The organism is Fodinibius salipaludis (assembly GCF_002287075.1).
GTDB classification, from domain to species: Bacteria; Bacteroidota; Rhodothermia; order Balneolales; family Balneolaceae; genus Fodinibius; species Fodinibius salipaludis.
This window is the reverse complement of sequence record NZ_NSKE01000007.1, coordinates 162,324-175,873: the sequence shown is the minus strand read 5'-3', so window position 1 is coordinate 175,873 and position 13,550 is coordinate 162,324. Positions and strand designations below refer to the sequence as shown.

General features: G+C 41.4%; 13 protein-coding genes. 5 read left to right on the top strand and 8 right to left on the bottom strand.

Going from position 1 to position 13,550, the window contains the following annotated elements; translation table 11 throughout:
• Nucleotides 1-86: 86 nt before the first annotated feature.
• The 5 genes from hisH to hisG form a co-directional block, all read right to left on the bottom strand.
• Nucleotides 87-677, bottom strand: coding sequence for an imidazole glycerol phosphate synthase subunit HisH (gene hisH, locus CK503_RS10970; RefSeq protein ID WP_095606857.1), 591 nt, complete (start codon nt 675-677; stop codon nt 87-89).
• Nucleotide 678: 1 nt separating this feature from the next.
• Complete coding sequence (gene hisB / locus CK503_RS10965; protein WP_095606856.1) at nt 679-1,569, bottom strand: imidazoleglycerol-phosphate dehydratase HisB; 891 nt, start codon at nt 1,567-1,569, stop codon at nt 679-681.
• Nucleotides 1,569-2,627, bottom strand: a complete 1,059-nt coding sequence (gene hisC, locus CK503_RS10960) for a histidinol-phosphate transaminase (RefSeq protein ID WP_095606855.1) — start codon at nt 2,625-2,627, stop codon at nt 1,569-1,571. Before hisC ends, hisB begins: the two co-directional genes overlap by 1 nt.
• 18 nt (nt 2,628-2,645) lie before the next feature.
• Nucleotides 2,646-3,941: a histidinol dehydrogenase gene (hisD, locus tag CK503_RS10955; RefSeq protein ID WP_095606854.1), complete on the bottom strand. Its 1,296-nt coding sequence runs from the start codon at nt 3,939-3,941 to the stop codon at nt 2,646-2,648.
• An 85-nt stretch (nt 3,942-4,026) separates the two neighbouring features.
• A complete protein-coding gene (hisG, locus tag CK503_RS10950; RefSeq protein WP_095606853.1) occupies nt 4,027-4,908 on the bottom strand; it encodes an ATP phosphoribosyltransferase in 882 nt (293 codons plus the stop codon).
• 800 nt (nt 4,909-5,708) lie between these two features.
• On the opposite strand from hisG, the gene CK503_RS10945 reads away from it, so the two are divergent.
• From CK503_RS10945 to lepB, 4 genes are all read left to right on the top strand, one after another.
• A complete protein-coding gene (locus CK503_RS10945; protein ID WP_095606852.1) occupies nt 5,709-5,984 on the top strand; it encodes a YkoF family thiamine/hydroxymethylpyrimidine-binding protein in 276 nt (91 codons plus the stop codon).
• 170 nt (nt 5,985-6,154) lie between these two features.
• On the top strand, nt 6,155-7,969 hold the full coding sequence (lepA, locus tag CK503_RS10940; protein ID WP_095606851.1) for a translation elongation factor 4: 1,815 nt from the start codon (nt 6,155-6,157) through the stop codon (nt 7,967-7,969).
• Nucleotides 7,970-7,984: 15 nt separating this feature from the next.
• Nucleotides 7,985-8,617, top strand: a complete 633-nt coding sequence (locus CK503_RS10935) for a hypothetical protein (protein WP_255233395.1) — start codon at nt 7,985-7,987, stop codon at nt 8,615-8,617.
• 23 nt (nt 8,618-8,640) lie between these two features.
• Nucleotides 8,641-9,738: a signal peptidase I gene (gene lepB, locus CK503_RS10930; RefSeq protein WP_255233394.1), complete on the top strand. Its 1,098-nt coding sequence runs from the start codon at nt 8,641-8,643 to the stop codon at nt 9,736-9,738.
• A 134-nt stretch (nt 9,739-9,872) separates the two neighbouring features.
• On the opposite strand, the gene CK503_RS10925 is transcribed toward lepB, so the two are convergent.
• From CK503_RS10925 to CK503_RS10915, 3 genes are all read right to left on the bottom strand, one after another.
• Nucleotides 9,873-10,538: a DUF2959 family protein gene (locus CK503_RS10925; RefSeq protein WP_095606850.1), complete on the bottom strand. Its 666-nt coding sequence runs from the start codon at nt 10,536-10,538 to the stop codon at nt 9,873-9,875.
• A 155-nt stretch (nt 10,539-10,693) separates the two neighbouring features.
• Nucleotides 10,694-11,806, bottom strand: coding sequence for a dual-specificity RNA methyltransferase RlmN (gene rlmN / locus CK503_RS10920; RefSeq protein ID WP_095606849.1), 1,113 nt, complete (start codon nt 11,804-11,806; stop codon nt 10,694-10,696).
• Nucleotides 11,807-11,944: 138 nt separating this feature from the next.
• Nucleotides 11,945-12,373, bottom strand: coding sequence for an OsmC family protein (locus CK503_RS10915; protein WP_095606848.1), 429 nt, complete (start codon nt 12,371-12,373; stop codon nt 11,945-11,947).
• A gap of 247 nt (nt 12,374-12,620) precedes the next feature.
• Between CK503_RS10915 and CK503_RS10910 the strand changes: the two genes are divergently transcribed.
• Nucleotides 12,621-13,541 carry a mechanosensitive ion channel family protein gene (locus CK503_RS10910; protein WP_255233393.1) on the top strand — a complete coding sequence of 307 codons (921 nt, stop codon included), beginning with the start codon at nt 12,621-12,623 and terminating at the stop codon, nt 13,539-13,541.
• Nucleotides 13,542-13,550: the final 9 nt, after the last annotated feature.

Genomic DNA, 13,550 nt, shown 5'->3' with positions numbered 1-13,550 from the left:
GGAAGCTGTATGCAACAACTATTTGTTTGGTTGGCAAATAATTATGGCATCAAACAGGAGGGGAGGCGCAAAAGGTAATGAGCTTATTAATTCACAAACTGCAAAAAATTCTGCAGCAGTAATGAGCCTACTTTTCCGGATTTTTCGGGATGGAATTGCACGCCGACAAAATTATTTCGTGCTACAATCGCTGAAAAATCCTCAATATAATGGCAGGATGCTACCGTAAAATCATTGACCGGAGCATAGAAGCTATGCACATAGTAGAAATATTCTTTTTCACTGAGATTTTCAGCAATAGGATGATCAGATATATTGTCAAAGGTGTTCCATCCCATGTGTGGAACCTTTGCTTTAGAAGAATCAAACTTCTTGAGACGTCCGGGAATAACGCCCAGTCCTTTTGAGTCTCCTTCTTCAGACGATTCAAAAAAGAGCTGCATCCCCAGGCAAATACCCAGCACCGGTTTTTGAGTCTGCTTGAGCCAAGTGTCTAACTCATTTTTTTGGAGGGATTTCATGGCTGGTTCAGCATGGCCGACTCCGGGAAATATTATACCGTCAGCCTGATTAAGTTCATCCTGTTTGTCGGTAATGATATGTTCTTCATCAAGTCGTTTTAATGCGTTTGATACTGAAGCGAGATTGCCCGCCTCGTAATTGATAATTGCGATCATCTTATAATAAATCTTTAGTACTGGGTAACACGTTTAGGTTTCGTTCATTGCGACTAACAGCGGCGCGCAGGCAGCGGGCAAACCCCTTAAAGCATCCTTCAATTTGATGGTGATCATTCTTTCCATCAACAGAAATATGCAGGGTTGCTTTGAGATTAATAGCGAGAGAGTAGAAGAAATGCTCTACCATTTCTGTAGGAAAGTCGCCCACCATTTCACGTTCAAAGGTACCATCAAATTTTAAAAAGGGGCGACCGGAAAAGTCCAGCGCCACGGTTGCCAGCGTTTCATCCATGGGCAACGCAAAAGAGTACCGTTGGATTCCAATTTTTTTGCCGAGTGCCTTATTAATGGTTTCACCCAGTGTGATTGCCACATCTTCGATCGTGTGATGTTCATCGACTTCCAGATCGCCATCGCAAGTTAAGTCTAAATCGATTAGTCCGTGCTTGGCAATCTGTTCCAGCATATGATCAAAGAAATCAAGACCGGTAGAAATATTACTTTCTCCGGTGCCGTCCAAATTTAAGCTTATGCTGATATCGGTTTCTGCTGTTTTTCGTTCTTGAGAAGCTTTTCGGGTGGGAAAACAGATTTTATTGCTGAGGGCGATCCAATCGGAAGCTGTTTCAATTTCTGACCCGTTATTATTTAATGCTTTAAGGTCATCATTTTCGGTAATAATCTGCAGGTCAACGATATCCGGCAATGTTTGTATGGATGCTATCTTTTCGTTCTCCAGAAGTTGTTGCTGCTGTTTAGATAAATCCTCAATCAGAAAATAGAGTTTATGGTCAAATTCCTGCAGTTGTTTTAGTCCATAGAGAGCGCCACTCCAGAGTATATCGGGATCAGTGCCGGACAATGCTTCTATAGAAATTCTGATATTCATTAGCCTAATTTTTTTAAAGCTGAAATTAATCGTTCATTTTCATCCGGGGTTCCCACGGTAATGCGTAAACAGTTTTCACAATGCGGTTGATCCCCTCGATATCTGATGATAATATACTGTTCAGCAAGTTGGTTATAGACCTCTCGGGCATCAGTGAATTTTGTCAGTAAAAAGTTAGCATCACTTTCATAAACGTGATGTACTATTTTCAGTTGTTTCAACTTGTCGGCAAGCTGCTTTCGTTCCTTTTTTATAGCATCAGCTCGAAATTGGACGGTCTCCCAGTTTTGGAGTCCATCAATTGCCTTTTCCGCAGTTAATTTATTGATGTTATAGGGCGCTTTTACTTTCATCATATAATTGATGATGTCTTCTTGGGCATAGGTAATTCCAAGCCGGATTCCGGCTAATCCGAATGACTTGGAGAGGGTCTGAAGCACTACTAAATTCGGATAATCTGCTATTTTTGATGCCCAGCTTTCTTGATCACTAAAGTCGATGTACGCTTCATCAAGGATAACAATGCCCCTAAAATTTTCAACCAATGTGCGGATTTTTTCCGGTTTGAAAGTATTTCCGGTAGGATTATTGGGAGAGCAGAGAAAAAGTATTTTCGTATTTGGTTTTACTGCCTCCAGTATCTTATCTGCTGGGGGTTGAAAATCCTCCTCATCCAACAGCACTTCATCAACAGCAATATCATGAATATTTGCGGACACATTATACATACCGTAAGTAGGGGGAGTCGTCAATACGCGATCTTGGCCTGGCTGACAAAAGATACGATAGAGTAGATCAATTCCTTCATCACTGCCTACACCAGTAAATACATTCTGAGCTCGAACGCCGCGCCATTCGGCGATAAGCTCTCGTAGTTTTGTCTGTTTCGGATCGGGATAGCGATGCAGCTGCTGATCATCGGGAAACGGAGCCCCCAGACTATTTTCATTGGCATCGAGCAGTAGCCCTTTGCCAAAATCTTCGCGGGCGCTGTGGTATGGAACCAATTTTTTTATGTTGGGACGAACGAGTTTTTCAAGATCAAAAGAGCGATTCATAATATGCTAAATAAATCTTTAAATATTTTTCTTTATTTCTTTTAGGCGGATAGAAACGGCATTTTTATGGGCTTCCAATTCTTCCAGTTCCGCCAGTTTTTCAATGACAGGGCCCACATTTTTTAATCCATTTGCTGTAATTTGTTGCATCGTGATCTGTTTTAAAAAAGAATCCACCGATACACCGCTGAACATCCTTGCATAACCGTAAGTTGGGAGCGTGTGATTAGTTCCCGATGCGTAATCGCCGGCACTTTCGGGCGTCCATTTCCCCAGAAATACCGATCCCGCATTCATGATCTGATCTTCATATAGCTCGGGATTTTGGCATTGTAAAATAAGATGTTCAGGGGCATACCGGTTCGAGAAATCGAGAGCCTCATCCAGATTATTAACCGTAACACTAAAACTCTGCTCTATTGATTTACGGGCAATTTCCTGACGCGGAAGTTCAGTAAGCTGATGCTCAATTGCTTGTAAGCAAATATTTAGATCAAAATCGTTAGTAGCTACTAATACCACCTGACTATCTTCGCCGTGCTCAGCTTGAGATAGTAGATCGGCTGCCACAAATGCAGGGTTTGCAGTTCCATCAGCAATGACTAAAACTTCCGACGGACCGGCCGGCATGTCAATGGCGATCTGGGCTTCACTGTTCTGGAGCATCATTTTGGCTACTGTCACGTATTGATTCCCGGGACCCAGAATTTTATCAACTTTGGGAACAGATTCTGTGCCTAAAGCCATCCCTGCGACTGCTTGTGCTCCCCCCGCTTTTAAAAGATGGGTTGCCCCGATCTTTTTTGCGAGATACAGAATTTCATCAGCAACAGAACCGTCACTTTTGGGAGGCGTCGCTACTACTATCGTTGAGCATCCGGCCAGCATTGCGGGGATACCAAGCATCATCAGGGTAGAGGGAAGGATGGCCGTACCACCGGGAATGTAAAGGCCAACGCGTTCAATGGGACGAGCTACTCGTTTGCACTGTACGCCCGGCATCGTTTCTACTTCCAACGGCGCAGGCAGTTGAGCCTCGTGGAAACGGTAGATATTATCAAAAGCGGTATCAAGAGCCTGTTTTATTTCAGAGTCAAGACTTACCTTTTTTTGCTGTGGGTTGATGACAATTGGGTCGGGAGCTGCACCATCAAACTTTTGGTTATAATAATTGATGCCAGCATCACCCTCTCGCTCAACTTTTTCAATGATTGGTTCCACCTGCCCAAATATAGATCGAAAATCCATCTTGGGTCGCTGACAGAGTAGGTTCAAATCATCGGCAGATAAATCTTTGTACGAATATTTTTTCATAGGATTTCATGTTTAATAAGCAAGAAGTAAAAAGCAAGGATATAGTAAATTATCTTGCTTTTGCTTCTTGCATATCACTTGTTAATTACAAAATCATACTTTCGATGGGAAGGATCACAATACCGCTGGCCCCCTCGGCTTTTAGCTTTTCCATCACAACCCAGAATTCATCAATAGGGATGACGGTATGAACAGCAACCATGCCGTTATCGGCAAGGGGCATAACTGTTGGACTTTTGAGTGAAGGTATAATTTCTTTGATCTTGGGAACGGCTTCTTCCGGGGCATTCATCATAATATATCGGCTGCGCTCGGCTTGCTGGTGCCCATCCATCCGCTGTAGAAACTTTTCAATAAGCTGCTTTTTCCCGGAAGATAGTTCTTTATTGGTACGGATAAGCTGGGTTTCAGATTCTAAGATTGTCTCCAGTTCTTCAAGTCCGTTTGCTTTAAGTGTATTCCCGGTAGAAACCAGGTCACAGATAGCATCGGCGACTTCAAGGCGAGGGGCAATTTCTACGGCTCCCGAAATTGTTACAATTTCAGCATTAATATCGCGTTTTCCGAAAAAATTCCGCGTTAAGTTAGGGTAGCTTGTAGCTATCGACTTACCTTCAAAATCTTGTATCGATTGAATGTCCCCGTTTTTACGAGCAGCCAGTGAGAGACGACATATTCCGTAATCAAGTCCGCGAAGAACGGTAACATCAGCCCCTTTTTCCTGGGTTTCGTTAGCCCCTACAAAGCCGAGATCACAGACGCCATCCTGTACGTATTCGGGGATGTCATCATCACGAATTAGCAGGAGTTCAACGTCAAAGTTACGGCATTTAACAAGGAGGTTTCGTTTGTAGTCATCAAACCGGAGGCCGATACCTTTGAGTAAATCAATGGTTTTATCAGTTAGTCGACCTGATTTCTGAATAGCGATGCGTAAAGAAGTTGTAGAGTCAGCAGTGCGTTGCATAACAAGTAGTTATTAAATTTTGTTGGAAACTGTTATAAAAAGTGGGAAAGACGATGTAGCCTCAGCTACACAAAGTAATGCTATTGACGGGGCCAACCGCCGTGATGGGGGTGAGAATGGAAGGAAATATGTAGGCTTTGTTTTTGCATCAGGCCAAAGATAAGAGTTTTACGGAATTCTTCCACAATGAATTTTAGAATTTGATTAAAAGGAACCCTTTCAATGTTAAATGTGGATAACCGGGTGGGTAAGAAAATCATTCCACAAAGAAAAAGGCCCTTGCCGTTTGGCAAGAGCCCTTGACTATCATGTTACCTTGAGGGGTAAGTGATGTCCTTAATTAGAAATTTATCAAGCTTATGTCATCTGATAATTTGATAGCAATTTAGGTGACCGTATTTTGATTAGCGGGTCGGCTGTTTGAATTCGAGTGTCCGAAAATAGTATGATCGCTCATAGGGATGCTTCGGCATTTATCATATAAATGCTGGATATTAGCTGTCAATTTCTGCATAAAAAAACTATGCTGATATTGCGGCTACAAATGCGATAAGCATCAATGTAAATAACGTAAGTTGAATGATAGGGTTATAAACAATTCGTTTGTGCATGGATCTGTGTTTCTTATAATGTTCTATTAACCTTAATTAAAGGGCAGAAATATTTCATTGTTCCGAAACAATCTATTTTTTTTAGCCATTAAAAATCAGTTTAAAATTTTAATATGAATCGATTGAAGTATTATTGGTAAAAGACTATCCTTACATACCAATAATTAAAACAGATAACAGATATTTTATATGATTACAACGGCCCAATTTACGTATATCCCACTCAAAGCTTCCGACCCGCGTGAAAGTATTGATTATCTACTTGAGCTGGTTGCCCAGCATGATGTAGAGGTAGATGTAAATTATATGTCCACAAGTGTTCGTGGTGAAACAGAGGTTGTTTTTGAACTTATCCGTGAGATGTACGACACAATGACGATAGAAAAGGAAGAGTTTAGGTTTCATGTTGAGTTGCTGAGTCCGGAGTCAGCAGATAAGGATCCGCTCGATATTCCGGAAGCGTAATTCTTAGGATTGTTTAAAAGATTACCACTCCCAATACCTGACCGGTATTGGGGTTTTTTATGAAATATCTTTTATAGCACTTAGTTGAATATATTGTGCAATGCCACCGTCATTTTTGTATCTTTAGCGTTCTTTTGAGCAAGCAAAAATAGTGCTGTAAGCACATCTTTATGACCCAGATTCGCAACTTTAGTATTATCGCCCATATCGATCACGGCAAATCCACGCTCGCAGATCGGCTTCTTGAGCGTACCGGTGCAATCACCGAGCGTGAAATGCAGGAGCAAATTCTCGACGATATGGATTTGGAACGTGAACGTGGTATTACGATTAAAAGCCACGCCATCAGGATGGATTATGAGCGTCCAAGCGGTGAGGAAGTGATTTTTAATCTGATTGATACTCCCGGTCATGTTGATTTTTCCTATGAGGTTTCCCGGGCGCTAAAAGCTTGTGAAGGGGTACTGCTGGTTGTGGATGCAGCGCAAGGTATAGAAGCTCAAACCATTTCTACGTTGTATCAAGCCATTGATCAGGATTTAGAAATTATTCCAGTGCTTAATAAGATTGACTTACCGAGTGCTGATGTAGAAGGAGTAGGGCAACAGATTGTAGATTTGATAGGCTGCACTCATGACGAAATTTTAAAAGTGTCTGCCAAAACCGGTGATGGGGTAGACGAGCTGCTTGAGGCAATTGTAGAACGTATTCCCGCACCGAAACAAGAGACCGAGAAGCCATTACGTGCCCTCATTTTTGATTCTGTTTTCAACAGCTATCGCGGGTCTATTGTATATGTGCGAGTGATGCAGGGGACTCTTAATAAGGGGGATGGCATTCGTTTTATAGCAACAGATAAGGAATACGAAGCTGAAGAGATAGGATTTTTAAAACTTGAAAAAGAAAAGACCGAAAAACTTGAAGCCGGCGATGTGGGATATATTGTCGGAAGTGTAAAGTCGTTGCAGGATGCTCGGGTGGGTGATACCGTAACGCGAACAGATAATCCAGCCGAAGAACCAATTCCCGGATATCAGGAACCGAAGCCAATGGTATTTAGTGGTTTATTTCCCACCCAGTCGGATGATTTTGAGGACCTGCGATCGGCGCTGGAAAAGTTGCAGCTTAATGATGCTTCGCTGACGTATCAGCCGGAAACATCAGAAGCACTTGGTTTTGGATTTCGAGCCGGATTCTTGGGAATGCTCCACATGGAAATTGTGCAGGAGCGGCTCGACCGCGAGTTTGATATTGATATTATCACTACGGTACCGAACGTAGAATATGAAGTGCATATCACTGAAAAGGGAGAAGATAAGAAGGTACTGGTTGATAATCCCAGTGATATGCCCGATCCTGCTGTAGTAGAGGCGGTTTATGAACCCTATATCAAGGCGAGTATTTTAACGCCTTCGGATTATATTGGTCCTGTGATGACCTTGTGCCAAGAGAAACGTGGGCAGTACGTGAATCAGATTCATATGCAGAGTCAGCGGGTGGAAATTAAGTACGAGCTGCCCATGGCTGAAGTAGTGTTCGATTTTTATGACCGTTTGAAAAGTGGAACGCGCGGATATGCATCTCTTGATTATGAGTTTCTGGAATATCGGGAGGGTGATCTGGTGCGATTAGATATTTTACTAAATAAAGAGCCGGTTGATGCGTTATCGAGTATTGTGCACAGAGATAAGGCCTACGATCTGGGGCGCAAGTTGTGCAAGAAACTAAAAGAGCTAATCGACCGTCACCAGTTTGAGGTTCCTATTCAGGCGGCTATCGGAAACAATGTGATTGCACGTGAGACTATTCCGGCCATACGCAAAGATGTTACTGCTAAATGTTACGGCGGTGACGTTTCGAGAAAACGTAAACTCCTTGAGAAACAGAAAGAGGGCAAGAAGCGTATGAAACAAGTAGGAACCGTGGAAATTCCTCAGGAGGCATTTTTAGCGGTACTCTCTATGGACGAAGATAATAATAACTAATGTAATTGACGGATAATGGACAGGACATTTTTTGATTCAGTTGAAGGACTATTAAATTCTTCCTTTTTAAAGGGGATTACTGCCGGAGTGGCATTCATTTTATTAAGTTTAACAGCATTACCGGCTAATGCTCAGTTTGAAGCGGCAGAATTTGAAAAGATAACCAAAGAAAACCGGGCCCAGTTTGAGCGTGAAACCCGGAATATTAGCTTAACCGGACAGGGATTATACGAAGATACTAAGCTTGATGACCGCCAAACCAACGAAATTAGAGCTCGTCTACAGGCTCTATTTGGTGACCCTACTCAAACGCTTGAAGATCTGATTAATAAGGATAATTTCAGACCCGGTAAAGCCATACAATTTGAATATTGGTTTATGGTTAATGACAGTATCCCCTTGATGGTATTAGATTGGAATGGACCGTTTGGGAGTGGCTTAACATATGGTGGAGCAAGCAAATACATAGATTTGATGCCTCAAATTAAGAGGGAATTTGTAGAAAAGCTGATGTCGGTTGAGGAGCTCGGTGAGTATAAAGATTACTTTTATTCTCCGGAAAAAGATCAGTGGTATATTGTTAAATATGAAGATGGTAAATTCAGAAACGAAGAGATTGACTCACCGGCAGGAATGAGTATAGATTAATTTATTAATAATTAGGAGTAACATTGGCAGATAAATTATCAAAAGAAGAGCGCAAGGAACGGCGATCTCAAAGAAAACGGCGAAAAGGGAAAGAGAACGAAGAGGCAAAAAGTTGGCTTCGGGAATGGATGGATGCACTGCTATTTGCAGCAGTGGCAGCAATAATAATCCGTGCTCTTTTATTTGAGGCCTACCGTATTCCTACGCCTTCTATGGAAAAGACCTTGCTGACGGGAGATTTCCTCATCGTTTCTAAAATCAGTTATGGGGCCCGAACGCCGATGGTATTGGGCGTGCCGTTTACGAATATTTATATGCCCGGTGCGGTATTACCGTGGACGCGTTTGCCCGGATTAAGCGATGTTGAACGTAATGATATCGTTGTCTTTAACTATCCCATTGATTTAGATCCAACGGCCGCCAAAACAAGCTATATTAAACGTGCTGTTGGTGTACCCGGCGATACGGTTGCTGTTGATGATGCAGAACTTTTCATTAATGGAGAAAAGGCACAGGAATTCGAGGGAATCCAACAAACATATGTTGTTTCGGTTCGCGATCGCGTGCGGTTGAGTCCTGCCAAGGTAGAGGCCGCCGGGGGAAAACTTATAGGATCTCAAAATGAGGGATCATACAGAGTGACGATGACCCAAGGAGTGGCTGACAAAATGAGTGAGTGGCCAGAAGTCAATAATATAGAACTGTTCGTTTTACCGGAAGATTTCAATGAGTTTAACCGACGTGATTTTAGTTTTTCCTCCGGCTTTAACAATCATCATCATATGCCGCCGGTTGTAATTCCTTTTGAAGGGCAAACGGTTACATTAACGCCTGATAACTATCATATCTACGAAAATATTATTACTCGGTACGAAAGGAATAATGTAGAGCGAAATGGAGATCAGTTTGTAATTAATGGTGAGGCTACGGATGAATACACCATTCAGCAGGATTACTACTTTATGATGGGAGATAACCGTGATAATAGTGAGGATAGCCGTTTTTGGGGGTTTGTCCCACAGACTCATATTGTAGGTAAGGCAGGCATGATTTACTTTTCGTGGGATAATGAACGCATGTTGCCTCGCTTTGGCCGTCTTTTAAACTTTATCCACGATTAGTTTTTTAGTCGGTGTATATTAAGCTGATGACAATATTCTATACTTTATCTAGATAAGAAAGACGATGATAGTCAATTTTTTGTTATGGCTAAGAACCATCACAAATAAAAAGAGAATTTTGATTGAATATCTCTCTAATTATTATTGACACCCATTTTATCCTGGGCGGTAGAAATTGATCTTTGCATGGTAGTGATTGCTTGCCTTACCTCATCTCCCGACTCTTCCATATTTTTGCTAAGGGAATATACGGCTTCGACTGCATCCATAGTGAGATCGTTGTCCAGGTAAGATTTTATTTCGTTTATATCAGAAATATATGTTTCTAACATTCTGTTTACCTTACCACTATTGTCTCTAACTCTGCTGAATGCTTCCCTTAATTCTTCGCGGCGGTTTTCACTGCCGCTTCGCAGTTGAGTATTGTCGTAATCTTCTGCGTCGTTTTGCCATTCGGAAAGGTAGTCGTTGCTATTGGATCTCATTTCTTTAATGAGGGTATTTAATTCCTTTTTCATTTCCTCAGTTTTGCTAACATTATCACTGAATGAATTGTATGCTTCTTTAAGATCAGATTTGTTAGTGTTGGAAATGTTATTCAGTGAGTTTTCAGTTTTATCTATCTGTTCGGTGAGTTGGCTTAGTTTTTGTTCAAGATTACTCAATGAAGATTCAGTTTCTTGAGCTCGACTCGTGTCACTTGTAGCACATCCTGATACTACAAAAAGAATAAGTAATAGGGCGGTAGGTATGAATAAACTTTTCATTGTGGACTGACTCTCTTTTAGGGTTAAATTCATTTAGAAAAATTAACCCTTTTATAAAAGAATCTATATGAGATAAAGTTCAAGTTTTTTGTAGGAATTTAAGTGGGTATTCCGTAATACTCTATAACAGTCGATTTGTTAGGGAAGGATAGGAAGTAAGAAAGAGAAGTTGACTTTCTTGATAAAAATTAATTTTTACGGATGGTTTTACCCATTGGCTGACCTTCTTTGATGGCAAGCTGTCCGCAACCCGCGTCAATATCGTCACCGCGGCTTCGTCGAACGGTAGCTGTTACGTTCCGTGAAACAAGTTCCTGCATAAAGGCATCGAGGCGTTGTTCGCGGGCTCGTTTTAATGCCACTCCGGCAACATCATTATACATGATGATATTTACCTTACTGGGCGCCCACTGAACAATATCAGCAAGTTGTTGTGCATCTTCGGGGCTATCGTTGAATTCATCAAAGAGTAGGTATTCATAAGTGATAGGCCGATGCAGCTTATCGTAATAATGTTGAACAGCTTCCTTAAGTTTATCGAGGCCCATAGAGTTATTAATAGGCATAATCTCGTCACGCTTCTCATCGTTCGCCGCGTGTAGTGAGATTGCCAGGTTAAACGGCTGACGCTCGTCGGCCAGCTTCTTAATCTGCTTGGTAAGTCCCACCGTGGAAACTGTAATACGTTTGGGTGAAAGGCCAATGCTTAATTCATCAGTAATTATATTTGCTGAATTGACGACCGCTTTGTAATTGTGGAGCGGTTCGCCCATTCCCATATATACAATATTGGTGATACCTTTGCCGAATCGTTCTTCACAAAGTGCATCAATGTACTGCACTTGGTCGACGATTTCGCCGTGTGTTAGGCTTCGGAAAAATCCCATCTTGCCTGTTGCGCAGAATGAGCAGCCGAACACGCAACCTACCTGTGATGATACACAAACCGTGAGTCTATTGGCGGCTCCATCCTCATAAAAGTCGGGAATGAGTACGGCTTCAACCTTATGATCTTTTTCACCCTGCAGTTTGAAAAGGAACTTCATGGTTCCGTCTTCAGATTCCTGGTGGGTGGCATATTCAATAGTTGGGACCTTGGCTATTTCTTTGAGACGTGAACGCAGATCTTTGGAGAGATTGGTCATCTCATCAAAATTGTGCACGCCTTTTTGATACAGCCATTGGAAGAGCTGATCACTGCGGAAGGATTGAAGTCCGAGTTCTTCGGTAAACTCCTGCAGTTCTTCTTTGGTTAAGCTTTTCAGGTTAGTTTTTTCGTCTGTATCGGTTTGTATAGTCATATCGTTAAAGATACAAATCCTTAAGCACGTTTGTTAAACAAAGAGTAATGATTTTTTTATGTGCCATACTATTGCAACAAAAAAAAGGGGGATGTCTCAGAAGACATCCCCAAAATAGTTATCTGTAGAAGAAGAGTGTTAATTGTCGAGTGTTGCATTAAGCTTAATATTAACCCCTGCCAGTGCTTTTGAAACCGGACAATTTTTCTTGGCTCCTTCGGCAAGTTCCAAAAATTCATCCTTTTCGATGTCAGAAATATTACCCGTTACGTTTAAGGTAATTGTAGTTATTGCCGGATCACCGTCTACCATTTCGAGAGCGACATCAGCGTTGGTCGTGACAGCTTCGGGGGCATATCCGGCTTCGGCTAAATCACCAGATAGTGCCATAGAAAAACAGCCGGCAAGTGCGGCCCCGATGAGTTCTTCAGGATTTGTGCCGGTACCATCTTCAAAACGGGATTTGAAGGAATAGGACCCTTTATAGGCTCCGCTTCCAAACGACATGTTTCCCTTTCCATTTTTTAGATCACCATTCCATGTTGCTTTTGATTTACGTGTAGGCATAGCTTAATAATGTTTGGTTAAACTTTTGTGATGATATATAAAAACAGCTTATTCGCTTCTGACATTCCTTTGGGATATGAGGGTTGTTTTACAAAAACATTGATAGATGAAAAAATCGGGGAGAATGCAGTGAATCTACAGTTATTATGAAAAATTTTATTTAAATGAACGATCTTTTTTTGTATTTAATTTTATGCATTTAGCTGTAAGTGTGTAGGAGTAAATTGTAATAAAATATATAGTATTGATGAATCAAGAAATGGAAGCGGAATTTGTGGATGTATATAGTACGCTCACAGAAAAACTGATGAACTGGTTGGAAACGACCATCGCGATGTTACCTAATCTTGTAGTAGCATTGCTTATTTTGATTGCGTTTTTCATACTCGGGCGCCTTGTCCGCAGGGGGGCAAAACATATGCTGGAAAAAACAACCAGCAATAAAACAATCATCAATTTGATGGAAACGATTGTCGGGGTTTTAATAATTGGTGTTGGGTTTTTTATTGCCTTGAGCGTTCTAAAGCTTGACGGGGCGGTAACATCACTCCTTGCTGGTGCCGGTATCATTGGTTTGGCATTAGGTTTTGCATTTCAGGACATTGCCTCGAATTTTATCTCAGGAATTATTTTATCTATCCGTCATCCATTTGGCATTGGGGATATTATTGAAACCAATGATTTTTATGGGACGGTGCAAAAGATGAATCTTCGCAATACCATTATTCGCACCCCACAGGGGCAAATTGTTTATATCCCAAATAAAAGTGTTTTTGAAAAACCATTAGAAAATTATACAACCAGTGGAGTACGACGCATTGATCTGGAATGTGGCGTATCTTACGGCGATGATCTCGAGAAAGCGAAGGAAGTTGCGATTGAAGCGATTGAAACACTGGATAATTATGATGATGACAAAGAAGTCGAATTTTATTACGATGAATTTGGCGGGAGCTCAATTAACTTTGAAATTCGTTTTTGGGTAAATTTTAAAACAAATTCTGATTTTTTATCTGCCCGTAGCGATGCCATAATAGCCATTATGAAAGCGTTTGAAGAAACTGATATTATGATTCCGTTTCCCATACGTACGCTGGATTTTGGAGTTCGGGGCGGAGAAAAGTTGAACACAATGTTGGGAGATGGCAAAAAATCAGAAAAAGAATAGCTTAAGAAC